23 protein-coding genes and 2 tRNA genes are annotated in these 26,116 nt (G+C 72.7%); 14 read left to right on the top strand and 11 right to left on the bottom strand.

All coding sequences use genetic code 11. From position 1 onward, the window contains the following. The first annotated feature begins 225 nt into the window (after positions 1 to 225). The 10 genes from aceE (at position 226) to ACFQQL_RS12880 (ending at position 13,248) form a co-directional block, all read left to right on the top strand. Positions 226 to 2,979: a pyruvate dehydrogenase (acetyl-transferring), homodimeric type gene (aceE, locus tag ACFQQL_RS12925; protein ID WP_382394987.1), complete on the top strand. Its 2,754-nt coding sequence runs from the start codon at positions 226 to 228 to the stop codon at positions 2,977 to 2,979. A gap of 221 nt (positions 2,980 to 3,200) precedes the next feature. Then, the gene (locus tag ACFQQL_RS12920; protein ID WP_382394985.1) at positions 3,201 to 3,782 is read left to right on the top strand and encodes a hypothetical protein; all 582 of its coding nucleotides are present in this window, start codon (positions 3,201 to 3,203) and stop codon (positions 3,780 to 3,782) included. Positions 3,783 to 3,836: 54 nt separating this feature from the next. After that, positions 3,837 to 5,051 (top strand): PucR family transcriptional regulator, encoded by a 1,215-nt coding sequence (locus ACFQQL_RS12915; protein ID WP_382394983.1) that lies wholly within the window; start codon positions 3,837 to 3,839, stop codon positions 5,049 to 5,051. Between the two features lie 129 nt (positions 5,052 to 5,180). Beyond that, positions 5,181 to 6,104: an ACP S-malonyltransferase gene (locus ACFQQL_RS12910; RefSeq protein WP_382394981.1), complete on the top strand. Its 924-nt coding sequence runs from the start codon at positions 5,181 to 5,183 to the stop codon at positions 6,102 to 6,104. Next, positions 6,101 to 7,114 (top strand): beta-ketoacyl-ACP synthase III, encoded by a 1,014-nt coding sequence (locus ACFQQL_RS12905; RefSeq protein WP_382394979.1) that lies wholly within the window; start codon positions 6,101 to 6,103, stop codon positions 7,112 to 7,114. Before ACFQQL_RS12910 ends, ACFQQL_RS12905 begins: the two co-directional genes overlap by 4 nt. Before the next feature lie 80 nt (positions 7,115 to 7,194). Next, positions 7,195 to 7,443: an acyl carrier protein gene (locus tag ACFQQL_RS12900; RefSeq protein WP_382394977.1), complete on the top strand. Its 249-nt coding sequence runs from the start codon at positions 7,195 to 7,197 to the stop codon at positions 7,441 to 7,443. A gap of 94 nt (positions 7,444 to 7,537) precedes the next feature. Next, positions 7,538 to 8,770 carry a beta-ketoacyl-[acyl-carrier-protein] synthase family protein gene (locus ACFQQL_RS12895; protein ID WP_382394975.1) on the top strand — a complete coding sequence of 411 codons (1,233 nt, stop codon included), beginning with the start codon at positions 7,538 to 7,540 and terminating at the stop codon, positions 8,768 to 8,770. Between the two features lie 75 nt (positions 8,771 to 8,845). Beyond that, positions 8,846 to 9,535, top strand: coding sequence for a response regulator (locus tag ACFQQL_RS12890; RefSeq protein WP_382394973.1), 690 nt, complete (start codon positions 8,846 to 8,848; stop codon positions 9,533 to 9,535). Then, on the top strand, positions 9,532 to 12,123 hold the full coding sequence (locus ACFQQL_RS12885; RefSeq protein WP_382394971.1) for a DUF4153 domain-containing protein: 2,592 nt from the start codon (positions 9,532 to 9,534) through the stop codon (positions 12,121 to 12,123). The genes ACFQQL_RS12890 and ACFQQL_RS12885 overlap by 4 nt, the downstream gene beginning before the upstream one ends. Positions 12,124 to 12,273: 150 nt before the next feature. Continuing rightward, positions 12,274 to 13,248 carry a hypothetical protein gene (locus ACFQQL_RS12880; protein WP_382394969.1) on the top strand — a complete coding sequence of 325 codons (975 nt, stop codon included), beginning with the start codon at positions 12,274 to 12,276 and terminating at the stop codon, positions 13,246 to 13,248. A gap of 72 nt (positions 13,249 to 13,320) precedes the next feature. Here the strand turns inward: ACFQQL_RS12880 and ACFQQL_RS12875 are convergent, their stop codons facing one another. From ACFQQL_RS12875 to ACFQQL_RS12850, 6 genes are all read right to left on the bottom strand, one after another. Continuing rightward, on the bottom strand, positions 13,321 to 13,821 hold the full coding sequence (locus ACFQQL_RS12875; RefSeq protein WP_382394967.1) for a DUF3145 domain-containing protein: 501 nt from the start codon (positions 13,819 to 13,821) through the stop codon (positions 13,321 to 13,323). 160 nt (positions 13,822 to 13,981) lie between these two features. Continuing rightward, positions 13,982 to 14,470, bottom strand: coding sequence for a peptide deformylase (gene def, locus ACFQQL_RS12870; protein WP_382394965.1), 489 nt, complete (start codon positions 14,468 to 14,470; stop codon positions 13,982 to 13,984). Positions 14,471 to 14,524: 54 nt separating this feature from the next. Next, positions 14,525 to 15,235: an SGNH/GDSL hydrolase family protein gene (locus ACFQQL_RS12865; RefSeq protein WP_382394963.1), complete on the bottom strand. Its 711-nt coding sequence runs from the start codon at positions 15,233 to 15,235 to the stop codon at positions 14,525 to 14,527. Positions 15,236 to 15,298: 63 nt separating this feature from the next. Next, positions 15,299 to 15,964, bottom strand: coding sequence for an SGNH/GDSL hydrolase family protein (locus ACFQQL_RS12860; RefSeq protein WP_382394961.1), 666 nt, complete (start codon positions 15,962 to 15,964; stop codon positions 15,299 to 15,301). A gap of 49 nt (positions 15,965 to 16,013) precedes the next feature. Further along, on the bottom strand, positions 16,014 to 16,676 hold the full coding sequence (locus ACFQQL_RS12855; RefSeq protein ID WP_382394959.1) for a response regulator: 663 nt from the start codon (positions 16,674 to 16,676) through the stop codon (positions 16,014 to 16,016). Next, entirely contained in the window at positions 16,673 to 17,443 is a 771-nt protein-coding gene (locus tag ACFQQL_RS12850; RefSeq protein ID WP_382394957.1) for a sensor histidine kinase, read from the bottom strand. Before ACFQQL_RS12850 ends, ACFQQL_RS12855 begins: the two co-directional genes overlap by 4 nt. A 207-nt stretch (positions 17,444 to 17,650) precedes the next feature. Here ACFQQL_RS12850 and ACFQQL_RS12845 point away from each other — a divergent pair, with 207 nt between their 5' ends. The 3 genes from ACFQQL_RS12845 to ACFQQL_RS12835 are packed head-to-tail and all read left to right on the top strand — an operon-like array spanning position 17,651 to position 20,810. After that, positions 17,651 to 18,994 carry an FAD-binding oxidoreductase gene (locus tag ACFQQL_RS12845; protein ID WP_382394955.1) on the top strand — a complete coding sequence of 448 codons (1,344 nt, stop codon included), beginning with the start codon at positions 17,651 to 17,653 and terminating at the stop codon, positions 18,992 to 18,994. Then, positions 18,991 to 19,995 (top strand): ATP-binding cassette domain-containing protein, encoded by a 1,005-nt coding sequence (locus ACFQQL_RS12840; protein WP_382394953.1) that lies wholly within the window; start codon positions 18,991 to 18,993, stop codon positions 19,993 to 19,995. Before ACFQQL_RS12845 ends, ACFQQL_RS12840 begins: the two co-directional genes overlap by 4 nt. Beyond that, on the top strand, positions 19,992 to 20,810 hold the full coding sequence (locus ACFQQL_RS12835; RefSeq protein WP_382394951.1) for an ABC transporter permease: 819 nt from the start codon (positions 19,992 to 19,994) through the stop codon (positions 20,808 to 20,810). Before ACFQQL_RS12840 ends, ACFQQL_RS12835 begins: the two co-directional genes overlap by 4 nt. 31 nt (positions 20,811 to 20,841) lie before the next feature. Here the strand turns inward: ACFQQL_RS12835 and ACFQQL_RS12830 are convergent. Then, positions 20,842 to 20,915: transfer RNA gene (locus tag ACFQQL_RS12830), tRNA-Ile, on the bottom strand. A 73-nt stretch (positions 20,916 to 20,988) separates the two neighbouring features. Between ACFQQL_RS12830 and ACFQQL_RS12825 the strand changes: the two genes are divergently transcribed. Next, positions 20,989 to 21,492: a hypothetical protein gene (locus tag ACFQQL_RS12825; RefSeq protein WP_382394949.1), complete on the top strand. Its 504-nt coding sequence runs from the start codon at positions 20,989 to 20,991 to the stop codon at positions 21,490 to 21,492. Between the two features lie 85 nt (positions 21,493 to 21,577). Here ACFQQL_RS12825 and ACFQQL_RS12820 read toward each other — a convergent pair. The 4 genes from ACFQQL_RS12820 to ACFQQL_RS12805 form a co-directional block, all read right to left on the bottom strand. Beyond that, positions 21,578 to 21,650, bottom strand: a tRNA-Asn gene (locus tag ACFQQL_RS12820). 125 nt (positions 21,651 to 21,775) lie between these two features. Then, positions 21,776 to 22,591: a DUF4352 domain-containing protein gene (locus ACFQQL_RS12815; protein WP_382394947.1), complete on the bottom strand. Its 816-nt coding sequence runs from the start codon at positions 22,589 to 22,591 to the stop codon at positions 21,776 to 21,778. 143 nt (positions 22,592 to 22,734) lie between these two features. Continuing rightward, complete coding sequence (gene dnaG, locus ACFQQL_RS12810) at positions 22,735 to 24,726, bottom strand: DNA primase (RefSeq protein WP_382394945.1); 1,992 nt, start codon at positions 24,724 to 24,726, stop codon at positions 22,735 to 22,737. Continuing rightward, positions 24,726 to 26,039 (bottom strand): deoxyguanosinetriphosphate triphosphohydrolase, encoded by a 1,314-nt coding sequence (locus ACFQQL_RS12805; RefSeq protein WP_382395384.1) that lies wholly within the window; start codon positions 26,037 to 26,039, stop codon positions 24,726 to 24,728. Before ACFQQL_RS12805 ends, dnaG begins: the two co-directional genes overlap by 1 nt. Between the last annotated feature and the right edge of the window lie 77 nt (positions 26,040 to 26,116).

The following is a 26,116-nucleotide window of genomic DNA, read 5'->3' as shown; positions in this document are numbered from 1 at the left end:
GCGCCCGCATCGGATGCTCAAGCCCACCGTAGTGGCGGGTCCTACCGCAAGCCTGGCGATCGGTGAGCCGGGCCGCCGTCGCGGCGGCGGTGGGTGTCCGGTGTCACACCGAACGGGGGCCCGGTGGTTCGACCCGGCGGCCCCGTGGCACGACAATGGTGCCTACCCTGAGGTGTCGCAGACCGTGCCGTCACCGCCGACGCAAGATGTGAGAAGAGGGAACGCGTGAGTTCACGAGACGAGTCCTCGCCGCTGATCGCCGGACTCCTCAGCCAGGTGAAGGACATCGACGCGGAGGAGACCCAGGAGTGGCTGGAGTCGCTGGACGGTCTCATCGACACCCGCGGCGGGCCGCGCGCCCGGTACATCCTGCTCAACCTGCTGCAGCGCGCGCGGGAGCGTTCGGTCGCGATCCCCAACCCGATCACGACGCCGTACGTCAACACCATCCCCGTCCACCAGGAGCCGTACTTCCCCGGTGACGAGGCGGTCGAGCGCAAGTACCGCGGCTGGATCCGGTGGAACGCCGCGGTCATGGTGACGCGCGCGCAGCGGCCGGGCATCGCCGTGGGCGGGCACATCTCCTCGTACGCGTCCGTGGCGACCCTGTACGAGGTGGGCATGAACCACTTCTTCCGGGGCAAGCATCATCCCGGTGGCGGCGACCACGTCTTCTTCCAGGGACACGCCTCGCCGGGCAACTACGCCCGCGCGTTCCTCGAGGGCCGGCTGACCGAGCAGGACCTCGACGGCTTCCGCCAGGAGTACTCCCACCCGGAGGGCGGCCGCGGCCTGCCGTCCTACCCCCACCCGCGGCGCATGCCCGACTTCTGGGAGTTCCCGACCGTGTCGATGGGCCTCGGGCCGGCCCAGGCGATCCAGCAGGCCTGGGTCAACAAGTACCTGCACGAGCGTGGGATCACGGACACCTCGCAGCAGCACGTCTGGGCCTACCTCGGCGACGGTGAGATGGACGAGCCCGAGTCGCGCGGCATGCTGCAGCTCGCCTCCTGGCAGAACCTCGACAACCTCACGTTCGTCGTGAACTGCAACTTGCAGCGGCTGGACGGCCCGGTCCGCGGCAACGGCAAGATCATCCAGGAGCTGGAGGCCCAGTTCCGCGGCGCCGGCTGGAACGTCATCAAGGTCATCTGGGGCCGGGAGTGGGACGCGCTGCTCAACGCGGACAAGGACCGCGCCCTGGTCAACCTCATGAACACCACCCCGGACGGGGACTTCCAGACCTACAAGGCGAACGACGGCGCCTACGTCCGGGAGCACTTCTTCGGCCGCGACCCGCGGACCAAGGAGCTCGTGAAGAACATGAGCGACGAGGACATCTGGGCGCTCAAGCGCGGGGGCCACGACTACCGGAAGCTCTACGCCGCCTACAAGGCGGCGTCCGAGCACACCGGGCAGCCGACCGTGATCCTCGCCCACACGGTCAAGGGCTACGGGCTGGGACCGTCCTTCGCGGGGCGCAACGCCACGCACCAGATGAAGAAGATGAAGACCACGGACCTGAAGATGCTCCGTGACGCGCTGCGCATCCCGATCTCGGACGAGCAGCTCGAGGACCCGTACAACGCCCCGTACTACCGCCCGGACGAGAACGACGAGGCACTGCGGTACATGCTCGAGCGGCGCAAGGCGCTCGGCGGCTACATCCCGGAGCGGATCACCGAGCGCAAGCCGCTCACGCTGCCGGACGAGAAGCCGTACGAGATCCTCAAGAAGGGCTCCGGGCAGCAGGAGGTGGCGTCGACCATGGCGTTCGTCCGCCTCCTCAAGGAGCTCATGAAGGACAAGGAGATCGGCCGCCGCATCGTGCCGATCATCCCGGACGAGGCGCGCACCTTCGGCCTCGACTCGATCTTCCCGACCGCGAAGATCTTCAACGTCCACGGCCAGAACTACACCTCCGTGGACCACGACCTCATGCTCAGCTACAAGGAGTCCGAGCAGGGGCAGATCCTCCACACCGGCATCAACGAGGCCGGCTCTGCGGCGGCGTTCCAGAGCCTCGGCACGGCCTACGCGGTGCACGGCGAGCCGATGATCCCGGTCTACATCTTCTACTCGATGTTCGGGTTCCAGCGGACCGGCGACCAGTTCTGGGCGGCCGGCGACCAGCTCGCCCGCGGGTTCATCATCGGGGCCACGGCCGGCAAGACGACCCTGGCCGGCGAGGGCACGCAGCACATGGACGGCCACTCCCCGGTCCTCGCCTCGACCAACCCCGCTGTGGTGCACTACGACCCGGCGTACGCCTACGAGATCCGGCACATCGTCCGCGACGGCCTGCAGCGCATGTACGGCGAGGACGAGGCGGACTCGAGGGACAAGGACGTCATGTACTACCTCACGGTGTACAACGAGCCGATGCAGCAGCCGGCCGAGCCGGAGAACCTGGACGTCGAGGGCGTGCTGCGGGGCATCTACCAGGTCTCCGCGCCCGAGGGTGACGGGCCCCGGGTGCAGCTGCTCGCCTCCGGCGTCGGGGTCCCGTGGGCGGTCCACGCCCGCGAGCTGCTCGCCGAGGACTGGGGCGTACGCGCCGGCGTGTGGTCGGTGACCAGCTGGTACGAGCTGCGCCGGGACGGCGTCGCCGCGGACGACCACAACTTCCTCCACCCGGGCGAGGAGCCGCGCGAGGCGTACGTGACCACCAAGCTGCGGGACGCCGGCGGGCCGTTCGTCGCGACGTCGGACTTCGAGCACCAGGTGCAGGACGCGATCCGTCCGTGGGTCCCGGGCGACTACTACGTGCTCGGCGCCGACGGCTTCGGCTACTCCGACACCCGGCCGGCCGCGCGCCGTCAGCTCTTCATCGACGCGCACTCCATGACCGTGCGTGCGCTGCAGGCGCTGGCGGACCGCGGCGAGGTCGACCGGGACGTCGTGCGGCAGGCGATCGAGAAGTACGACCTGTTCAACGTCCACGCCGGGGTCTCGGGCACGGCGGGCGGCGACGCCTGAGGCCCTGCTCGCCCGGTCGGCTCGCTCCGTCCGCTCGCTCGGTCGGCTCGTCGGTCTGCTCGTCAGTGACCGGGCGCCGTCGGTGGGCACCGGATAGGGTCGAGAGCATGTCGTGGATCGATCGGCTCCGCTCGTTGCTCGCGCGGCGGACGCCCGCGACGCGCGTGGGTGTCCGGCGTCCGTCAGCCACGAGGGACGGCGGTCAGGACCAGGGAGCGGAGATGGCGATGGAGGACGAGCTGCGCGCCAAGCTCGTGAAGAACCCCAACGACATCGACGCGTTCAAGGCGCTCGCCGAGCTCGTCCGGCGTCACGCCGCGGCGACGGCACCGGCGGACCCGCTGATCGCGGACAGCCATGTCAGCCCGCGGGACCGTGCCGCGGACCTGGCCGTGTGGTCGCTCGCCGAGGAGATCGCCGGCAACCCGCGCTCCTGGTACGCCCTCGTCGAGCTCGCCCGGCTCTCGCTGCACGACGACCGCGAGGGCGCCATGCGCCGGCTGGGCGGTGCCTGCGAACGTGACCACTCCGGCGTCGCGCTCGCCGAGTCCGTCCGGATGCTGCGGGAGGCGGACCTGCCGGGCGAGGGTCTGGGCCTGGGTGTCGGGCACTGGAACGCGAAGGAGCACGTGGTCGAGGCGGGTGTGCAGGTGATCCGGGCGGCCCTGGACGCGCACCGCCCGGCGGAAGCCCGGCGGTTGCTGGCCGCCCTGGCCGCCGACGGTCAGCAGGCCGGGACCGAGGACGCGGTCGCGCAGCTCGAGCCGGAGGTCACCGCCGCCGAGGCGGGGTCGAACGCCTGACCACGGCCCGGGCGGGTTTGTAGGCATCCGACAACGCTCGCCTATGCTCACCCCATGCCTTCACCCGAGCCCGCAGCCGCCCGGCAGCGCCGCGGCGGACGCGACACGGGCAGCTCCGACGTCGTGCGGCGCCTGCGGGGCGGCACCGACATGCTCACCACCGAGGCCCTGCGGCGGCTCGACGCCGAGCTCGACTGGTACCGCGACCTCGCCGCCGAGGACCGCTCCTGGATCGGGCTGGTGGCCCAGGCCGGGATCGCCGCCTTCATCAACTGGTACGAGACTCCGGAGGAAGGCTCCTACAACGCCCAGGAGATCTTCCGGGCCGCCCCGCCGGAGCTGACCCGCTCCATCTCGCTGCAGCACACGCTCCAGCTCGTACGCATCGTCGTCGAGGTGGTCGAGGACAACGCGGTCAAGCTCGCCGAGGAGGGCCAGCAGGCCGACCTGCGGGAGGCCGTCCTCGTCTACTCGCGCGAGGTCGCGTTCTCCGCGGCCGAGGTCTACGCCCGTGCCGCCGAGTCCCGCGGGGCGTGGGACGCCCGCCTCGAGGCGCTCGTGGTCGACTCGCTCATCCGCGGCGGGGACGAGACCCTGCGCTCGCGGATCTCCGCCCTGGGCTGGTCCGGCAAGGGCGGCACGCTCGTCGTCGTGGGCCAGGCGCCGCCGGACATGGACGAACGCCGGACCGCCGACCTGCGCCGCGCGTGCCGCCGCGCCGCGCAGGACGCGCTCGTCGGGATCCAGGGCGAGCGAGTGGTCGTGGTGCTCGGCGGGGAGGGCGACCTGCGCGCCGCAGCCTCCTCGCTGCTCCCCCGGTTCGGACCCGGCCCCGTGGTGCTCGGCCCCGAGGCGGGCGAGGTCGGTGACGCCGGCCGCTCCGCCCGGGCCGCGCTCGCCGGGATGCTCGCCGTCGCCGCCTGGCCCGGAGCACCGCGGCCGGTGCTCGCGGACGAGCTGCTGCCCGAGCGCATGCTCAACGGTGACCCGCTCGCCCGCCGCACGCTCGTCCAGGAGCTCTACCGTCCCCTCGTCGCGGCCGGCAGGCCCCTGGTGCAGACCCTCGAGGAGTACCTCGCCCAGGGTCGGTCCCTCGAGGGCGCGGCCCGTGCCCTCTACGTGCACCCGAACACCGTCCGCTACCGGCTGCGCCGGATCGGGCAGGTGGTCGGGTGGGACCCGACGGACGCCCGCGAGGGCCTCGTGCTGCAGATCGCGCTCGCCGTCGGCCGGCTCTCGGAGTCGGCCGTCGCCCACCGGGGCGTGTGATCGCGTGACGGACGTCTCACGGTACGGCCGGCGTCGCAGCGCGCATTGTAGGACTCCGACAAGGGCCTCTCGGGGAGTTGGTAGGCGTCGTAGGCGCGTCCGGCTCCCCGCCGACGGGAGGCTGGGACGGTGCTAGCCCTCCTGTGCCCTGGTCAGGGCGCCCAGAAACCCGGGATGCTCGAGTCGTGGCTCGAGCTCGACGGCGCGGCCGAGCGGCTCGAGGCGTACTCGGCCGTCACCGGGCTCGACCTGCGGTCGCTCGGCACGACGGCGGACGCGGACACGATCCGTGACACCCGCGTCGCGCAGCCCCTGCTTGTCGCGGCATCCCTCCTCAGCCTGCATGCGCTCGGCCTCGAGCGTGGCGTCGTCGGTGCCACCGCGGGCCACTCGGTCGGCGAGCTCGCTGCCGTCGCGGTCGCCGGCGTGCTGTCCGACGACGACGCGCTGCGGCTCGTCCGGGAGCGTGGCCGGGCCATGGCCGACGCGGCCGCCGCGCGTCCGACCGGCATGAGCGCGGTGGTCGGTGGCCGGCCGGAGGAGGTCGCCGAGACCCTCGAGCGGCACGGCCTGACCGCCGCGAACGTCAACGGCGGCGGCCAGGTGGTCGCCGCGGGCACCGCCGAGCAGCTGGAGGCTCTCGGCGAGGCCCCGCCCGCCCGGACGCGCGTCATTCCGCTCCAGGTCGCCGGCGCCTTCCACACCGAGCACATGGCACCCGCCGTCGAGCAGGTCCGTGCAGCCGCAGACGCCCTCACGCCGTCCGACCCCACCGTGCCGCTGCTGTCCAACGCCGACGGCGCCGTCGTCACCTCGGGCAATGACGCCGTCGAGCGGCTCGTGAACCAGGTGGCGAGCCCGGTGCGCTGGGACCTGTGCTGCGAGCGACTGGTCGAGCTCGGAGTCACGGCTGCGATCGAGCTGTGCCCCGGCGGCGTCCTCACCGGCCTCGCCCGGCGTACGCTGCCCGGGGTCGAGACGCTGGCCCTCACCGGCCCCGACGACCTGACCGCAGCACGCGACCTCGTCGCCCGTCACGGAGGTGCTCGATGACCAGACCCGCCCTGCGCGCGGCCACCCCGGTCGAGCACGCCCGGATCCTCGCGATCGGTGGCGCGCGCGGCGAGCACGTGGTGCCCAACGACGAGATCGTCGGGCCGATCGACTCCTCCGACGAGTGGATCCGGCAGCGCACCGGCATCGTCACCCGGCGCCGGGCGGGCGCGGACGTCTCGGTCGCCGACCTCGCGGAGGAGGCGGCCCGCGAAGCGCTCGGCAAGGCCGGGATCGACGGCGCCGCGATCGACGTGGTCATCGTCGCCACCGTCACCTGGTTCGAGCAGACGCCCTCCCTCGCCGCCGTCCTCGCCGACCGGCTGGGCGCGACGCCCGCCTCGGCCTACGACATCTCCGCCGCCTGTGCCGGCTACTCCTACGGGATCGCCCAGGCGGACGCGCTGGTCCGCGCGGGCACCGCCCGCCACGTGCTCGTGGTCGGGGTGGAGAAGATGTCCGACTTCATCGACCCGACCGACCGGTCGATCAGCTTCCTCCTGGGGGACGGGGCGGGCGCCGTCGTCGTGGGCCCCTCGGACACCCCGGGCATCGGCCGGACCGTGTGGGGGTCGGACGGCTCCCAGGCGGGCCTCATCAAGCAGACCCACTCCTGGCTCGAGCTGCGCGACGGCCGCGCCGGGGAGGTCGACTGGCCGACGCTGCGGCAGGAGGGGCCGTCCGTGTACAAGTGGGCGGTCTTCCAGATGACGAAGGTCGCCGAGGAGGCCGTCGCCGCGGCCGGCCTGACGCCGCAGGACATCGACGTGTTCCTCCCCCACCAGGCCAACATGCGCATCATCGACCACATGGTGAAGATGCTCGGCCTGCGGGAGGACGTCGTGGTCGGCCGCGACATCGCCGACACCGGCAACACCTCCGCCGCGTCGATCCCGCTGGCGGCCGAGCGCCTGCTGCGGGAAGGGGCGGCCAGCAGCGGGGACATCGCCCTGCAGATCGGGTTCGGGGCCGGCCTCGTGTACGCCGCTCAGGTCGTGGTCCTGCCCTAGACCCGCGCGCCTGCGTCACAGGCGCCCACCCCACCCACCAGACTGTGCACCGACAACCGCAACACAGGGACGGAGAAGACATGGCTCACAGCGAGCAGGAGATCCTGGCCGGACTGGCCGAGATCGTCAACGAGGAGACCGGGCTGCCGGCCGAGGAGGTCAAGCCCGAGAAGTCCTTCACCGACGACCTCGACGTGGACTCCCTGTCGATGATGACGATCGCCACCCTCGCCGAGGAGAAGTTCGACGTCCGCATCCCCGACGAGGAGGTCGGCAACCTCCGCACCGTCCAGGACGCGGTCAGCTACATCACCAAGGCGCAGGGCTGACGCCGTGCACGGGGCGCCGACGCGCCCCGTGCACCCTGCACCACCGAAGCCGAGGGCCCGCCCAGGTGGCGGGTCGAGACCCAGGAGCAGCTCGATGTCACAGCGCACCGTCGTCGTCACCGGTCTGGGCACGACGAACCCGCTCGGCGGGGACGTCGCCTCCACCTGGGAGCAGGTGCTCACGGGCAAGTCCGGCGTGCACCATCTCGAGAACGACTGGGTGGAGCAGTACCAGGTGCCGGTGAACTTCGCCGGCACGGTCGCCGTCTCGCCCGAGACGGTCCTCACCCGTCAGGAGACCCGGCGGCTCGACCCCTCCGCCCAGTACGCCGTCGTCGCGGCCGCGGAGGCGTGGGCGGACGCCGGCTCCCCCGAGGTCGACGGCGAACGGCTCGGTGCCGTCGTCGGGACCGGGATCGGCGGGGTGTGGACGATCCTCGACGCTTGGGACACGGTGCGGGAGAAGGGCGCGCGGCGGGTCATGCCGCTCACCGTGCCGATGCTCATGGCCAACTCCCCCACCGCGAACATCTCGATCCGGTACGGCGCGAAGGCCGGCGCGCACGCCCCGGTCTCGGCCTGCGCGTCGGGCGCGGAGGCGATCAGCTACGGCGTCGACATGATCCGCAACGGCCGGGCGGACATCGTCATCGCCGGCGGCACCGAGGCGGCCATCCATCCGCTGCCGATGGCGGCCTTCGCCAAGATGCAGGCCCTCTCGACCCGCAGCGACGACCCGGCGGGCGCCTCCCGCCCGTACGACGTCGACCGGGACGGCTTCGTCATGGGCGAGGGCTCCGGCGTGGTCGTCCTGGAGTCCGCCGAGCACGCGGAGGCGCGCGGCGCCACGGTGCACGCCGTCGTCGCCGGCATCGGGATGACCGCAGACGCCTACGACGTGGCGCCCCCCGACCCCGAGGGCGGCGGCCAGGAGCGCGCCATGCGCATCGCGCTGGAGGACGCCGGCCTCAGCGGTCGTGACGTCGTGCACGTCAACGCGCACGCCACCTCCACGCCGCTCGGCGACGGCATCGAGGCCGCAGCGATCAGCCGCGTCCTCGGCGACGACACCGCCGTCTCGGCCACGAAGTCCATGACCGGCCACCTGCTCGGTGGCGCCGGGGCGCTGGAGACCGTACTGACGATCCTGGCGGTCCGCGAGCGGGTCGCCCCGCCCACGATCAACGTCGTCACGATGGACGAGGGCATCACCATCGACCTGGTGCGGGACACCCCACGCGAGCTCCCGGCGGGGCAGGTCGCGGCCATCAACAACGCGTTCGGCTTCGGTGGCCACAACGCCGCCGTGCTGGTCACCTCCGCCTGACCCGCACAGGATCTTCACAGGACCCTCACACCGACCGGACGGGAACCTCAGCCACGCGCTCCTAGGCTCGCTCTCGTGAGCACATCGAGACTGCTGGTGGTCGAGGACGACCGGACGATCAACCAGGCCCTGACCGACCGGCTCGTCGCCGAGGGCTTCGCCGTCGACCAGGCGCACGACGGCCCCGGCGCCGTCGAGGCCTTCGAGTCCGGCCATCCCGACCTCGTCCTGCTGGACGTCATGCTGCCCGGATTCGACGGCATCGAGGTCTGCCGCCGCATCCAGGCGTCGCGTCCCGTGCCGGTGCTCATGCTCACCGCCCGGGTCGAGGAGACCGACGTGCTCGTCGGGCTCGGCGTCGGCGCCGACGACTACGTCACCAAGCCGTTCCGCATGCGCGAGGTCGTCGCCCGTGTCCGGGCGCTCCTGCGCCGCGTGGAGCGGGCCCGTGAGCTGGCGGCCGAGGGCCGCGAGCAGGCGCCCATCGTGCTCGGCCCGCTCCGCGTCGACGTTGCCGGGCGCCGTGTCGAGGTCTCCGGCGCGGCGGTGCACCTCACCCCGCTCGAGTTCGACCTGCTGGTCGCGCTCGCCGCCGAACCGGGGCGGGTCCACGGTCGCGACGAGCTCATGCTGCAGGTGTGGGGCTGGGCGGACGCGCACCGCAGCCGCACGCTCGACACGCACGTCAAGGCGCTGCGGGCCAAGATCGGGGCCGACCGCGTGCGCACCGTGCACGGTGTCGGGTACGCCCTGGAGGTCCGATGACCCCCCGCGGGACGGAGCGGCCGCTGGACCGCGTCGGGTCCATCAAGCTCAAGATCGGGCTCCTCGTGGGCGTGTCCATCGTCGTGGCGGCGCTGGTGGCCGAGATCGGCAACCGGGCGGGGGTCTCGGGGCTGCTCACGGTCCCGGTCACCGTGGCCGCCGCGCTCGGTGTGACGCAGTGGCTGGCGCGCGGGATGACCGCTCCGCTGCGGGAGATGACCGACGCCGCGGGCGCGATGGCCACGGGCGACTACTCGCGGCGGGTCGCGGCGACCTCCGCGGACGAGGTCGGGCGGCTCGGCAGGGCGTTCAACACCATGGCCGTCGACCTGGAGGCGGCCGACCAGCAGCGCCGTCGGCTGCTCGCGACCGTCTCGCACGAGCTGCGCACCCCGCTCGCCGCGCAGCGCGCGCTGCTGGAGAACCTGGTGGACGGCGTGGTGCGGCCCGACGACGAGGCACTGCAGTCGGCGCTGGCGCAGTCGGAGCGGCTCGGCACGCTCGTCGCGGACCTGCTGGACCTGGCCCGGGTGGACACCGGCGCGGCCCCGCTCGACGTGGCGGCCGTGGACGTCATCGACCTGCTCGTCGCGGCCGTGGGCGAGGCCCGCGTCGACGGCCGGCTGGTCGAGTACACGGTCTCCGTCGAGCCCGCGGACCTCACCGTGGCGGCCGACGCCGACCGACTGGCGCAGGTCGTCGCCAACCTGCTGGACAACGCCGCCCGTCACGCACCGACGGGCTCCACCGTCGCCGTGCGGGCCGGGGCCCAGGGTGCCGACCGCTGGTTCCTCGAGGTCGCCGACGCCGGTCCCGGGATCCCGCCGGGCCAGGAGGAGGAGATCTTCCGGTTCGGCACCGCCGACGACGGCGGGGGCGGCACCGGCCTCGGGCTCGCCATCGCCGCGTGGGTGTGCGAGCTGCACGGCGGCTCCATCGCCGTCGTGGACGACGGCGCCCCAGGCGCCACCATCCGCGCGGTGCTGCCGCGCGCACCCCGTTCCGCACCACCGGCCGACCGTGCACGGACGCCCGCGCCCGTGCCTCCCGCGAAGGAGACTCCCGTGATCACCATGCCCGCCGGGGCCGCCCAACCCTCCGGCGTCGTCATCCCCGAGGAACGCTCGTTCCTCGACACCCTCTTCGCCGATCTGTGGCCCGAGCGTGGCCTGGTGACAGCGCCCGTCGCGCTGCTGGGGTCGCTGCTGGTCGGCGCGCTCGCCGCGCTGGTGATCCCCGACCACGACCTGGGCCTCGGCGCGCTGCTCGTGCTGCTCGGCGGCGGCGCGCTCGTGCTCAGCAGGTCGGTACGGCGCACCAGTCCATGGACCCTGCTGTCCGCGGCGCTGTCCGCCGGCCTGGGATCCTTCGTGGTCCTCCGCGACGCGGAATGGCTAGCGGTCCTGTCGCTCCTGGTGGTGGCCGTGCTCGTCACGACCGCGCTCACCGACGCCCGCCGGCTGGTGCCGATGGCCGCCGGCGCGGCCTCGTGGGTGCTCGCGGCCGTCCGCGGGCTGCCGCTGCTCGGGCGCACCGTCACCAGCACCAGCCGGCACCGGCTGCTGTGGCCCGTGCTGCGCACCGCCGCGGTCTCGCTCGTGGCGCTCGTGGTGTTCGGCGGTCTGTTCGCCTCCGGCGACGCGATCTTCGGCACCTGGGTCGCGGACCTCGTGCCCGACTGGGACTGGGAGGACCTGACGCTCCGGACGTTCCTCCTCGTCGTCGTCGCCGGCCTCGTGCTGACCTGCTGCTACGTGGCGCTCAACCCGCCGCCCGTGGAACGTCTGGCGCTGCCGGAGGCCCAGCCGGTGGCCCGGGCGTGGGAGTGGCTGGTGCCGATCGGGCTCGTCGTGGCGACGTTCGCCGGCTTCACCGTGGCACAGGCGTCGGCCATGTGGGGTGGGCACGCCTACGTCCGGACCGTCACCGGGCTGAGCTACGCCGAGTACGTCCACCAGGGGTTCGGGCAGCTCACCGTGGCGACCGCGCTGACGCTCGCCTCGGTCGCGCTGGCGGTGCGCAAGGCACCCCGGGCGACCGTCCGGGACCGCGTCGTGCTCCGGGTCGCCCTCGGTGTGCTGTGCGTGCTGACCCTCGTCGTGGTCGCCTCGGCGCTCTACCGCATGGCGGTGTACCAGGAGGCGTACGGATACACGGTGCTGCGCGTGCTGGTCGACGCCTTCGAGGTCTGGCTCGGGCTCGTCGTCGTGCTGGTCATGGTGGCGGGCATCCGGCTACGCGGCCGTTGGCTGCCGCGGGCGGCCCTGCTCTCCGGCGCCGGCTTCCTGCTCGTCATCGGGCTCGCCAACCCGGACGCCTGGGTCGCGCAGCGCAACATCGACCGTTACGAGGAGACAGGGAACCTGGACCTGGCGTACCTGGCAGGCCTCAGCGACGACGCGCGGCCCACGATCGCCGCCGGCCTGCCGGAGGAGCTCACCCGATGCTTCGGCTGGGACACCAGCGGGCCCACAGACCTGCTCGAGTGGAACTACGGACGCGCACGCGCCGCCGCCCACACCGCGCCCGCCGATGCTCCGCCGCACGAGCTCGGCTGCCCTGCGGAGCTCACCGCCGGCGCCTCCTGAGCGCAAGCCACCACCCTGTCCCGAATTCGGCCTCGTATCCCGTGGTGATCTCGGGACAAGGTGGTGTGGGGCGGTCCGCCGATGCCGGCTCGTCCACAGAACGGTCCGGTCGCCGGGGTCACCGTCCTGCCACTGCGCTGTCATGGGTCGATGGCATCACCGCTCCCTACAGACCCGCACGGGCTCATCGTCTACCGCGACGTGGCGGAGCTGGGCCTCAGGGCCGACCTGGACACCGCCTTCCGGCACGGGGAGATCGAACGCGTCGGTCGCGGGGTCTATCGAGTGGTCGAGCACGACGCCGGACTGTCGCCCGCGCAGCAGGACGCACAGCGTTACCGCCGGACGGTCCTGGCGGCAGCACGTCGGATGAAGGACGCGATCTTCACCTCGTACTCGGCGGCGGCCCTGCTGGGCCTGCCCGTCGTGGGGCGGTGGCCGGAGGACGTCTACGTGCTGGCCCGCGACCGCCACGCCAGGCGTAGGCGTGGCGTCGTCCACGTCGCCTGCGACACCGCAGGACGCACTGCGGTGGTCGACGGCCTCGTGACGACCTCCGTCGAGCTCACCCTCATCCAGCTCGCGCGGCACGCTCCCCTCTCTGCCGCGCTTCCAGCGTTCGACGCTGCAATCCACGTACCGCGCCACGGCACCGCATCGCCGCTGACGACGCGGGAGCGGATCCAGGCCGAGCACGAGCGTCTCGTGCCGTACCCGCGCCGACACAAGGTGGAGGCAGTGCTCGACCGGTGCACCCCCAAGGCCGAGTCCGCGTTCGAGTCGATGAGCCGGCTGACCATCGAGGAGCTCGGGTTCGCCGAGCCGGAGCTCCAGGTGCGCTTCTGGCTGCCCGAGCTCGCTCAGGAGGCGTACCTCGACTTCTACTGGCGCGACGCAGGCGTCGGCGGGGAGGCCGACGGTGACGGGAAGTACCTCGACGGCGCAGGAGCGGCCGGCGCGGCGCGGCGGGTCGTGGACGAGAAACGGCGCGAGGACGAGCTCCGGGCGCAGCTCACCGGATTCGTGAGGTGGGACTGGCAGGACATGTGGCGCCGGACGCCCCTGGAGCGGAAGCTCCTGCGCGCGGGTGTCCCGCGGCCCCGGATGCCGCGCCGGTTCCGGTAGGCACCACCCTGTCCCGAACTCGGCCTCGTATCCGGTGGTGAATTCGGGACAGCATGGTGTCTTGGCGGGCTGTCAGCCGACGCGGTGCAGCCAGCGCACGGGGGCGCCGGCGCCGGCGTACCGGAACGGCTCGAGCTCGTCGTCCCAGGCCTGGCCGAGCGCCAGGTCCAGCTCCTGCCGCAGCCGGACCGGGTCGGCGGCGTGCTCGAGGGCGGCGCGCACCCGGTCCTCCGGGACCACGACGTTGCCGTGGCTGTCCGTCTGGGCGTGGAAGATGCCCAGCTCGGGCGTGTGGGACCAGCGGCCACCGTCGCAGCCGGGGCTCGGCTCCTCGGTGATCTCGTACCGCAGGTGGGTCCAGCCGCGCAGCGCGGATGCCAGACGCGCACCCGTACCGACGGGGCCGACCCACGAGTGCTCGGCACGGAACATGCCGGGCGCGGCCGGCTGGGCCGTCCAGTCGAGGGCCACACGGGCGTCGAGCACGGTGCCCGCGGCCCACTCGATGTGCGGGCACAGCGCACGGGGCGCAGAGTGCACGAAAATGACGCCGCGGGTGAAGGCACCACTCATGTCGACTCCTCCTGGTCCGGTTCGAGGTGCGTCTTCCCCTACGACCTCGGCCCTTCCAGGCACGACATGTTCGCGCGGCGAACACCTTCAGTGTGCCGCAGATTCGCCGCGGAAGCCAGCACCCGCGCACGGGCGCGATCAACCGCGTCGGCGCGACACGTCAGAGCTGCTCGCGGACGGCCTTCATCGCCTTCCGGCGGACACCCTTCTCCAGCCGGTCGAGGTAGAGCTTGCCGTCGAGGTGGTCGCACTCGTGCTGCAGGCAGCGCGCCATGAGCTCCTCGCCCTCGACGACCACCGGCTTGCCGTCGACGTCGATGCCCTCGACCCGCGCGTACCAGGCGCGGGTGGTGGGGAACCAGAGCCCCGGGACGGAGAGGCAGCCCTCGTCGCCGTCCTGGAACTCGTCCTCGGACTGCGCCACGATCCGCGGGTTGAGGACGTACCCGATCTCGTCGTCGATGTTCCAGGAGAACGCCCGCAGGCTCACACCGATCTGGTTGGCCGCCAGGCCCGCCCGTCCCTCCTCGTCGACCGTCTCGAGCAGATCGTCCACGAGGGACCGGACACGGGCATCGATGTCGGTGATCGGCTCGCAGGGGGTGCGCAGCACGGGATCGCCGACGACACGGATCTCACGCATGGCCATGGAGCACATCGTGGCATGCCCTCAGGGCCGGTCGTGAACCGTCCGGCTGCGCGCTCAGCGGGCGGCCTCGAGCGCCGCCCGGCGCAGCTCCGCACCGAGCAGCTCGGCCCCTTCCCGGGTCGGGTGGACGCCGTCCCGGGCGAGGCCGGGGACGAAGCGGTCGTCCTCGCGCAGCGGGGCCGGGGCGTCGACCCAGTGCCACCCGGAGTCGTGCGCGAGGTCCTCGAGCGAGGTGTTGAGCGCGGCGGCGGCCGCCGGCATGCGGTCCAGCGGCGGGATCGCGGAGAGCACGACCTCGTCGGCGCCGACGGTGTCCACGACGCGGCGGATGTTCGCCAGCGTCTCGGCGTGCCCGTCCGCCGTCAGGCCCTGCCACACGTCGTTCGTGCCGCCGAGGACGACCAGGACGTCGGCGTCCACCGGCGTGACGTGGGCGGCCATCTCGGCCGTGGTGGCACCGCCCCGTGCCCACCCGCCGGCGAGCTCGAGGTCGTCGCCGACGGCGTGGCTCACCCAGGTGAGGTCGTTGAGGTCGCCTGCGGCGAAGTCGGGACTGCGCGCCTCGGTGATGGAGTCGCCCACGGCGGCCATCCGGACGGTGTGCGGCTGCGGGTCGTGCGCCGCACCGGGCCGCTCCGGTCCTGCGGCCGCTGCGCCGCCGTCGCCCGCGGCGCCTCCCGCCGCGCGCTCGGCGCCGTCCGGCGTCGCGCAGGCGGACAGGCCCAGGACGATCAGCAGCAGGATGCCGGCAAGTGTTCGGCGCACCGGGCCATCCTGCACCAGCCGGTCGCCACGACGCCTCCCTTCCCGGGCCCTGTTATCGCATCGTCATGTCCCGCGTCCCGCCGCCTCGAGGACAACGGCGCGCACCCGGGCGCCGATGAGCTCTGCGCCACGTGTGGTCGGGTGCACGCCGTCGACGGTGGTGCCCTCCGCGAAGCGTTCCCCGTCCCGCACGGCAGCCGCTGCATCAACCCAGTGCCACCCCTCGTCCCGGGCGAGGGCCTCGAGGTCGGCGTTGAGTGCTGTCGCGACGTCGGGCGTGCGGTCGAGCGGTGGGACGGCCGAGAGGACCACGTCCTCGGCGTCGACGGTCTGCGCGATGTCGCGGATGTTCGCAAGCGTCTCCTCCCTGGGCTCCCCACCGCCCAGGTCGTTCGTCCCGGCCATGATCACCAGCACGTCGGCGTCCTCGGGCTCCACGGCGGCGGCCATCTCCGCGGTCGTCGCGCCCCACTGCGCCCAGCCGCCCACCAGCGCGACGTCCTCGCCGACGGCGTGATGCACCCACGACTCGGTGCCGAGGCGGCCCGCGCCGAAGTCCGGGCTGTCCGCCTCGGTGATGGAGTCCCCGACGGCGGCGAGCCGGATCGCACCGTCCGCGGGCTCCGGGGTGACCCCGGTACCGCCGCCGTCCGCAGAGGCACACCCGACGGCCAGGAACGCGAACACCACTCCGCCGCCGATCAGCAAGGAGGTCCCCGGTGGTCGCACCGTTCCATGGTGCACTCCGGGCCGTGATATCCGACAGTCCTGCGCCCGGTCAACGCTCGCGCGCAGTCACCAACCCCGATTCGTACGCGAGAACCACCAGCTGGGCACGGTCCCGGGCACCCGCTTTCATCATCGCTCGGCTCACGTGCGTCTTGACCGTGCCCGGGCTTATCACCATCCGCTCCGCGATCTCGTCGTTGTTGAGACCGCGCGCGACCATCGATACCACCTCTCGCTCGCGCCGTGTCAGCTCGACCACGGCTTCGGTCGAGACCACGTCGGGCGGTCGGGACACGAACTCGCTGATCAGGCGCCGCGTAATCGACGGGGACAGCAGCGCGTCGCCACGATCGACCACGCGCAACGCATGCAGGAGGTCCTCGGGCTCGGCGTCCTTAACTACGAATCCCGCGGCTCCGGCGCGCAGGGCCGAGAACACGTACTCGTCCAGACCGAAGTTCGTCAGCATGATGACGCGCACCTCGTCGAGTCGGGCGTCGTCGGCGATCTGCCGGGTGGCGTCGATCCCGTCCAACCCGGGCATCTGGACGTCCATGAGGACGATGTCGGGCCGGAGCCGGCGGGTGACCTCCACACCCTCAAGTCCCTCGGACGCCTCGCCGACGACCTCGATGCCCTCCTCGGCGTCCAACAGCGCCCGGATGCCGTTCCGTATCAGCGGCTGGTCGTCGACCAGTACCACCCGGATCATGCCCGCCCCGTCAGCGGGAACTCGGCTACAACCGCGAACCCGCCGTTCGGACGCGGGCCTGTCCACAGACTGCCGCCCTGTGCCGTGACCCGCTCGCGCATCCCGGTCAGCCCGTGCCCGGGCCGTGGCGGCGCGGTACACCCGGCGCCGTCGTCCTCGACCCGGACTGTGATCGTGCCTGGCCCGTACTCGACCCGGACGGACGCCGTGGCCTCACTACCGCCGTGGCGGCTGACATTCGTCAGTGCCTCCTGGACAACGCGGTACGCAGCCTGGTCGACCTCTGCTGGGGCCGGGGCGGGCCGCCCCTCGAACGTCAATGAGCTGCGCACCCCGGAAGCACGGGCACGCTGAACCAGGGAAGCGAGATTCTCGATGCCGACCCCGTCCACGGGCACGTCTTCACGAAGCGCGTCGAGAGTGCCACGGAGCTGTCGCACGGCGTCGGCGCTCGCGTCCTGGATGGCCAGCAACGCGTCGGGCGGATCTTCGCCGCGCTTGCGAGCCAGGTGAGCGGCCACACCCGCCTGGAGCTTGATCACCGAGATGCTGTGGGTGAGCGAGTCGTGCAGCTCGCGGGCGATGTGCAGACGCTCCTCCACGGCTCGCCGGCGCGCGGCCTCCTCCCGTGTCTGTTCGGCCTCCTCCGCACGTCGTTCGACCTCCCGGACGTAGGCCTGCCACTGGCGGAAGGCGACGGTCGCGACCAGGGCGGAGGCCAACCAGCCCAGGGCGTAGAACCGGCTCCATCCACGATCGGTCCGCATGTGCCGAGCCTAGACACCCGCCCGCGCCGTGCCGACCCTCCGAGGGTATACCTGCGGCGTATGCCCTAGGGGGTAGGCGGCGGGGTGGGTACGCCGTCGGGCCCAGTCGGAAGACACCTCCACCGCCGGACGCGCCGCACCCGCTCCGAACGCGACGCTCGGTACAGGTCGCGTGCTGCGGCCGCGAACCACGAACGAGGAGAGTCGATGAGCGAGGACACGGCAGAGCTGACGTTGCCCTGTGTGGTCGTCCAGCCGGGCGACCCGGACTATGCGGAGACGAGCCGCACCTTCGCGGCACAAGGAACCCCGGACCTCATCGTCCGGCCGGCGGACGCGCAGGAGGTGTCCGCCGCCGTGCGATACGCGATCACCCACGGGCACACCCTGACCGTGCGCTCGGGCGGTCACAGCATGGCCGGGTTCAGCACCGGCCACGACGGGATGGTCGTGGACCTCCGCCGCCTCGACGGCGTCGAGCTTGTCGACGCGGAACAGCGCCGGGTGCGCGTGGGTGCCGGGGCGACGTGGGGCACGGTCGCGGGCGCGCTGCGACCGCACGGCCTAGCCCTCACAGCGGGCGACACGACGAGCGTCGGGGTCTCGGGACTGACCCTGGGCGGCGGCATCGGGTGGATGGTCCGGCGCTACGGTCTCGCCATCGACAACCTGGTCGGTGCCCGGATCGTCACCGCCGACGGGAGCATCCTGCGAGCGAGCGCCGCAGAGAACCCCGACCTGTTCTGGGCGATCCGGGGAGGCGGCGGCAACGTCGGCGTCGTCGTCGATCTCGACTTCGTCGCCCAGCCGGTGGAGACGGTCGTGTTCGGCACGATCACCTACGAGCTGCGCGACGTCGCGGCCCTGCTGCGCGGCTGGCGCGACCACATGCGGGCCGCGCCCGACGAGCTGACCACCTCGCTGGCCGTGCTGCCCGCGACGGGCGGCGCCGGTCCGACCGCGATGCTGACGTGCTGCTACGTCGGTGACGAGGCGACGTCGTCCGCCGTCCTCGGCCCTCTGGCCGACCTGGCGCCGGTCGTGGACTCGTCAGTCACCACGCACCCGTACGCGGACATCCTGCTGGACGGGCACGAGCCCCCCGAGGGCATCCGGGCCGGGGTGACTAACGCGATGGTGCCCGAGCTCGATGACGCCATGATCACGACGATCGCCCAGGTCCTCGAGGCGCACCCGGGAGCGGCGCTCGAGCTGCGCAGCCTCGGCGGGGCGGTCGCGCGGGTGCCGGCGGACGCCACCGCGTTCGCCCACCGGGACGCCGAAGCCATGGTCGTCGTCGTCATCATGATGCCCGCCGACATGCCCGACCGAGCCCTCGACGAGGCACTCGCGCCGTGGAAGGCCATCAGCCGGGGCCTGGGCGCGTACGTGAACTTCCTCGGAACCGCCGCCGAGGACGACGTCGCCGCCGTATACCCCGAGGCGATCCGGGCACGGCTGGCGGCCCTCAAGCGGCGCTACGACCCGGAGAACGTGTTCCGCCGCACTCACAACGTGGTGCCCGCACGAGACGAGGAGCCGGCCGGATGAGCGACCCCGACATCGCGTTCGAGACGCGAGGACTGGTGAAGCGGTTCGGCGACACCACCGCCCTGGCGGGCCTGGATCTGGCCGCCCGGACCGGAACGGTGCTCGGCGTGCTGGGCCCCAACGGCGCCGGCAAGTCGACCGCGATCAACGTCCTCGCGACGTTGACCAGGCCCGACGAGGGCTGGGCGCGGGTCGGCGCGTACGACGTCGTCCGCGATGCGCGGTCGGTGCGCCGCCTCATCGGCCTCACCGGCCAGGCGGCGACCGTCGACGAGGACCTCACCGGGCGGGAGAACCTCGTCCTGTTCGGCAAGCTCCTCGACCTGCCGACCCGGCGCGCGCGCCTGCGGGCGGACGAGCTCCTGGACGAGTTCGGGCTCCGCGACGCCGCCGACAAGAGGCTCTCCACCTACTCCGGCGGCATGCGCCGGCGCCTGGACCTCGCGGCAGGGCTGGTCGGCGACCCGTCCGTGGTCTTCCTCGACGAGCCGACCACCGGCCTCGACCCGCGCAAGCGCGACGACATGTGGGACACGGTCCGGTCGCTGGTGGGGGCCGGGGTGACCGTCCTCCTCACGACCCAGTACCTCGAGGAGGCAGACGCCCTCGCCGACGAGATCGCCGTCATCGACCACGGTCGCGTCATCGCGCACGACACCCCGGCGGGTCTGAAGCAGACCGCGGGACGGCAGACCGCCGTCGTCCGGCCGCGGGACCCGGCCGACCTGGCCCGCGCGGCGGAGGTGGTCGCCCGCGTGACCCAGGGGTCCGCCGTGCATCCGGTCGGCGGGGCGCTCACCGTGCCGGTCGACGATGACGAGACGTTCACTCGCCTCGTCCAGGGCCTGTCCGCGGCCGGGGTGTCGGTGGCCGAGCTGGCGCTGCGGCTGCCGAGTCTGGACGACGTCTTCCTGAGCCTGACCGGGACGACCGCGGTCGCCGGAGAATCACCGCCCGAGTCCGGCGCCACCGCCGACGCCGAAGAGAGGGTCGCCTCATGACGTCCACCGTCACCGACCGCGCGGTGGCGCCGCGCGCCGTCGACGCACCACGCCGGGGTGCCGGCATGCGCCAGAGCCTGGCGCTCGCCGGCCGGAGTCTGACGAAGACGAAGCGTAACCCGGGCATGGTGCTGGACGCGCTGATGCTGCCGGTCATCTTCCTCCTGCTGTTCGTCTATCTCTTCGGCGGCGCGGTGGCCGGCTCGTCGCGCGAGTATCTGCAGTACCTCTTCCCGGGCATTCTCGTGCTGTCCACCGTGCTGGTCGGTCAGACGTCGACCGGGCTGAACATCGTGCTGGACATGAAGAAGGGCGTCTTCGACCGGTTCCGCAGTCTGCCCATCGAGCGGGCCGCACCGCTCATCGGGTCGGTGCTCGGCGACGCCATCCGGTACGTCGTGGCATGCGTGGCGCTGTTCGCCCTGGGGTACGCGCTCGGCTTCCGGGTCGAGACGGGGGTCGGACAGGCACTGGCCGCCGTCGGCGTGGCGATCGCGTTCGGCTTCGGCCTGAGCTGGCTCACCGTGTGGGTGGCCGTGCTGCTGCGGGACGAGAACCTCGTCACCACCGTCGCCTTCCTCGTGCCCTTCCCGCTCGTCTTCGGCACCAACATGGTGGCGCCGATCGACACCATGCCCGGCTGGCTCCAGACCTGGGCCGAGATCAATCCGGTCAGCCACGCCATCGAGGCCTGCCGGGCCCTGCTGCTGGGCGGACCCGCGGCAGACGCGGCGGTGCTGACCCTGCTGTGGGGAGCCGGTTTCCTCGTCGTCTTCGGCACGCTGGCGGTGTACGCCTACCGACGCCGGATGTGAGGGCCGGAGGTGACGCCGGGGGCGCCTCAGGTGCCCCCGGCGGGACTTGAACCCGCGACCGACGGATTATGAGTCCGCTGCTCTGACCGGCTGAGCTACAGGGGCGTGCCGCGGGGCTCGTCACGGAACCGCGGACCGCCGTCAAGCGTACCCAGCGGCCGGGCGTTACCGTGACGCCATGATCCTCGGTCGTCGTTCGTCGCGACTCCCCCGCACGATCCGCGCCCTCCTCCCGGGTTCGCCGTACGCCACGGCCGAGCTCGCGGACGGCCGGTGGGCGGTGGTGACCGGCGCGGAGCTGCTGGTGGCGAGCGAGGAGGGCGTGACGCAGCGGCACCCGTGGCACACCGTCGAGCGCGGCCGGTGGGACGGCGAGACCCGCACGGTCACCGTCACGTGGGTGGACGGGAGCCGGTCGCCGCTCGAGCTGCGCACCGCGAGTGACGAGGTCGCCTCCTTCGCCGCCGCCCTGCGAGAGCGCGTACAGGCGTCCGTGGTCCACTCCGACGCCGCCGAGACCGCCACCGGGGCCCAGATCAAGGTCTACATCCGGCGTGACGAGACCGGCGCGCTGCTCTCCCAGGTGACCGTCACGGGCACCCTCCGCGGGGACGGCGAGGAGACGCGCGTCGTCGACGAGGTGGAGCGGCGGGCACGCGCCGCTGTGGGACTGCCCACATAGCGGCGCGGCCCCTCGTCGGGCCGCCCGCACGCTCCCGGGCTGTCACGGGTGAGGAGTGACGCGGCGTGACCACCGCGATGAAGGGCTCCCCCGGCTGGGCTCGAACCAGCGACATTTCGATTAACAGTCGAACGCTCTGCCAACTGAGCTACGGGGGATCGACCCAGGACACTGTAGTCAAGACGCCTGACGCGACCAAGTCATGTGACCTTGATGCACGTCACATCGCCCGGTTCGGCGCGAACGATCGCGGCCCGGAGGAGTGCCGCGTCCGGCCGTGTGCCTACCGGGCGGCGAAGTGGGCAACCTGGCCGTAGTCGGTCGCGGGTCGCAGGACCCACACCCCGCCCTCGACGGCCTCCTTGGGCATGCCCTGGCAGACGGTCCCCGTGACGCTGGCCCCCGCCGCCAGGTTGCCGACGTCGTAGAGGCTGTCCTCGGCCATGCAGAACGGGCCGCGCAGCATGTCGTACTCGCGTCCGTCACCGCCGAGATAGCCGGCCAGCAGGTCCACCGCCGGGTCGAGCGCGTGGTCACCGTCGTTGCGGACGGTCACCGTCGCGGTCACCAGGACCTCGCCGTCCCGCAGCTCGTCGTGGTACGTCGCGTCCCCCGCCTCGACCCGGTCGGCAGAGTCGGAGTCGGTGGGGCCGAACGTCACCGTGAAGGCGCCCACCTGCGTGGTCTCCCCGACCGGGATCACCCGGGACGACGGCGGAAGGTCCGCACCCTCCACCGGGGCACCACCCGCGGGTGAGACCGGCAGCACAGTCCCGGTGGCGGAATCGGCCTGCGGCGGCGGGCTGTCGACGGTCTCGGGCGCGGCAGCACCGTCCTGGGCGCCACTCATCGCACCGAAGACGATCCCGGCCACGACCGCGAGCACGATGACGGCGCCGAGCGCGATGCCTCGGGACTTCCCGTCGCGGCCCTTCCCGTCGTGGTGGTGCTTGTGCTCGTCCGCCTCCTCGATGGCCTCGGGAAGCTCCTCGAGGCTCGAGCCCTCGTGCTCCGAGGTCTGCTCGGGCGCCTCGGGGGAATGCTCGACCTCCGCGTCGTCCCCGGACGGGACGACGGACCGGTCGAACCGCTGCTGCAAGCTCGCTTCCCCCTCCAGCGTGCGCCCGTCTCAGAAGGATCTTTCCAGGTAACGACGGTACAGAACTTCCTCAGATTTGCACGTGCCCGCCGCGTCACGATCCTGCATACCCGCGGCGTGCCGCGGCTGACGGCCCCCACGCGTCACCCGGTGGTCAGGGCGCGGCGTCGGTTCTCCAGCTCCATGAGCTCTGCGAAGACCTCGCCGTAGCGGGCGTCCTGCGGGTCGGTCCGCTGCAACGTCCCCTTGACGTCCGCGATCTGCCGGGTGAGCCCCATCCGCAGCAGTGCCACCAGGACCCCCCGCGCATAGGCGGCCAGCGCCTCCGGCCGGTCCTCCGGGAGCGGGGCGACGGCCAGCTCGGTGATGACTCCCGCGACCGGGCCCACGGAGTTCTCCCGCAGCTCCTCCGCCCACCACCCGGAGGCCCGTGCGACCGGGTCGCCGTGCCCCTCCGCGGAGAGCCGTTCCACCTGCTCGCCGAACGCGCGGGTGCCGCCGGCGGCGCGGATCGCGTCGTGCACGCCCCGGTAGGCCGGCACGGTGAAGGTGTCCGGCGCCAGGTCGTCGAAGCCGGCCGCCAGCGCGTGCTGCGGCAGCTGGAGCACCACCTCGAGGACCTGCCGCTCGAGCCGCGCCACCGGGTCCTCCCGCGACGCGGGACGTGCGGCGCCGTTGCTGCCGGGGTCGCGGCGCTGCTCCGGCGATCCCGCCGGGTACTCGCTGCGAGACGTCGTGGCTCCGCCGGCCTCGCCCCCCGAGGGCCGGGGCGCCCGCTCGGCGCTCTGCACGGCCCGCCGTACGGCGATCTCCTCCATCCCGAGCCACCCCGCCAACGACCGGGCGTACTCCCAGCGCAGGGCCCGGTCCCGGATCCCGGCGACGACGGGTGCCGCCGCACGCAGCGCGGCCACCCGGCCTTCCGCCGTCGTGAGGTCCAGCTGGGCGAGCACGGAGCGGATCGCGAAGGCGAAGAGCGGCTGGCGCGACGCCACCAGCTCGCGCACGGCGCCGTCCCCCTGCTGCAGGCGCAGGTCGCACGGGTCCAGGCCGTCCGGCTGGACCGCGACGAAGGTCTGTGCCGCGAACCGCTGGTCCTCCTCGAAGGCGCGCAGCGCGGCCTTCTGGCCGGCGGCGTCGCCGTCGAAGGTGAAGATGACCTCGCCGCCGTGCGTGGCGCCCGAGGCGAAGATGACGCCGGCCGCGGCGTCAGCCCGGTCACCCAGCAGCCGCCGCACGATTCGGATGTGGTCGGCCCCGAACGCCGTGCCGGACGTGGCCACGGCCGTGGCCACGCCCGCGAGGTGCGCCGCCATGACGTCCGTGTAGCCCTCCACGACGACGACGCGACGCTCCTTGGCGATCGCCCGTTTCGCGAGGTCGAGCCCGTACAGCACCTGGGACTTCTTGTAGATCGGTGTCTCGGGGGTGTTGAGGTACTTCGGGCCCTGGTCGTCCTCGAACAGGCGGCGCGCCCCGAAGCCGACCGTCTCCCCGGTGACGTCCCGGATCGGCCACATCACGCGGCCGCGGAACCGGTCGTAGACGCCCCGGTTGCCCTGCGAGACGAGGCCGGAGGCGTTCAGCTCGGGCTCGGTGAAACCGCGGCCGCGCAAGTGGCGCAGCAGGTTGTCCCAGCCCTTCGGGGCGTACCCGACGCCGAACGTCGTCGCGGCCTGCCGGTCGAAGCCGCGCTCGGCCAGGAACTGCCGGGCGGGCGCCGCCTCGGGGCTGTCGAGCTGCGCGGCGTAGAACTCCTCCGCCACCCGGTGGGCCTCGACGAGGCGCTGCCGTCTCCCCGGCTCCTCCCGGCGACGGCCGTCCCCGCCGTCCTCGTAGCGCAGCTGTACGCCGACCTTGCCGGCGAGGTGCTCGACGGCCTCCGCGAACGGCAGGTGGTCGACTTTCTGGATGAAGGAGATGACGTCGCCGCCCTCGTCGCAGCCGAAGCAGTGCCACAGGCCGAGCTGCGGGCGCACGTGGAAGGACGGGGTGCGCTCGTCGTGGAAGGGGCACAGCCCCTTCATCGACCCGACGCCGGCCGTCTTGAGGGTGACGTAGGCCCCCACGATCTCCTCGATGCGAGCTCGCTCGCGGACCGTGGCGATGTCCTCGCGCCGGATGAGCCCGGCCATCACCACACCTCCGAGAGCATGCCGCGCAGCCGGGCGTGCCACTGCTGCGCCGAGGTGTCGGTGAGCGAGGCGACCTGGTCCACGACCACGCGCAGCCGTGCGCCGTCGTCCCCCGCCTCGCGCCAGTCCGCGGCGAAGGGCGCCTCGAGCTGGTCGGCGCCCGCGGTCAGGAGCGCGTCGACCAGGTCGAACAGGATGGTCCGCTGCGCGAGATACACCGGTTCGTGCTCCCGGGGCGCCATGACGTAGACCGCGGCCAGTCCCTTCAGCACGACGATCTCGGCCAGCGTCTCGTCCGGGACCATGAGGTCGGCGTCGTAGCGAGCGAGCGGACCGTCGCCGAAGCTGGCCCGGGTGGCGTCCTCGGCCGCCGCGCAGAACCGTCCGATGAGCTGGCTCGTCATGTCCTTCAGGCGGGCCAGGTCCCGGCGGGAGCCGTCGTAGCCCGGCACCCACACCGGGTCGGAGATCACCCGTTCCAGGGCGGCGCCGAGCTCGTCGTCGCTGACCGGCGGGTCGTACCAGTCGCGGGCCTGGCTGACGACCCGCTCCTGCTCCGGTGCGCGCCGGATCGCGGCCAGGTCCACTCGGCCGCCGACGATCGCGTCCTCCACGTCGTGCACGGAGTAGGAGATGTCGTCCGCGAGGTCCATCACCTGGGCCTCGAGACAGCGCCGGCCCTCCGGCGCATCCTGCCGGAGCCAGGCGAAGACCTCGGCGTCCTCCCCGAACACCCCGTACTTCCGGTTCGGCTTGCCGTCCGGGCGCAGCGGTCCCTGCCCGGCCGGCCACGGGTACTTCGTGGCCGCGTCCAGGCTGGCCCGGGTGAGGTTGAGGCCCACGCAGACGCCGTCGTCGGTGAAGATCTTCGGCTCCAGACGGGACAGCAGCCGGAGCGTCTGGGCGTTGCCCTCGAACCCCCCGACCTCACGGGCGACCTCGTCGAGGGCCCGCTCGCCGTTGTGCCCGAACGGCGGGTGCCCCAGGTCGTGGGCCAGGCACGCGGTGTCCACCACGTCCGGGTCACAGCCGAGCACCTTGCCGAGCTCACGACCGACCTGAGCGACCTCCAGGGAGTGGGTCAGCCGGGTGCGGACGAAGTCGTCGGAGGACGGGCCGAGAACCTGGGTCTTCGCGCCGAGCCGCCGCAGGGCGGAGGAGTGCACCACGCGGGCTCGGTCCCGCTCGAACGCCGACCGCCTCGGATTCTTCGCGGACTCGGTGACCCACCGTTCGGTGTCGTGGGCGGAGTACGCCGCCGTCTCCCGCGGCCACACCCGGCGGCCGGCGCGGTCGACGGCGTCGGGCGAGATGGTCACACCCGGAGACTACGCCGAGGGCGGAGGAGCACGCAGCGCTCCACCGGGCGGTGTGGACCGCGGCAGGACCG

The organism is Georgenia alba (genome assembly GCF_042665525.1).
In the GTDB taxonomy this organism is placed as follows: Bacteria; Actinomycetota; Actinomycetes; order Actinomycetales; family Actinomycetaceae; genus Allobogoriella; species Allobogoriella alba.
This window is presented reverse-complemented; position numbering and strand designations above follow the sequence as displayed.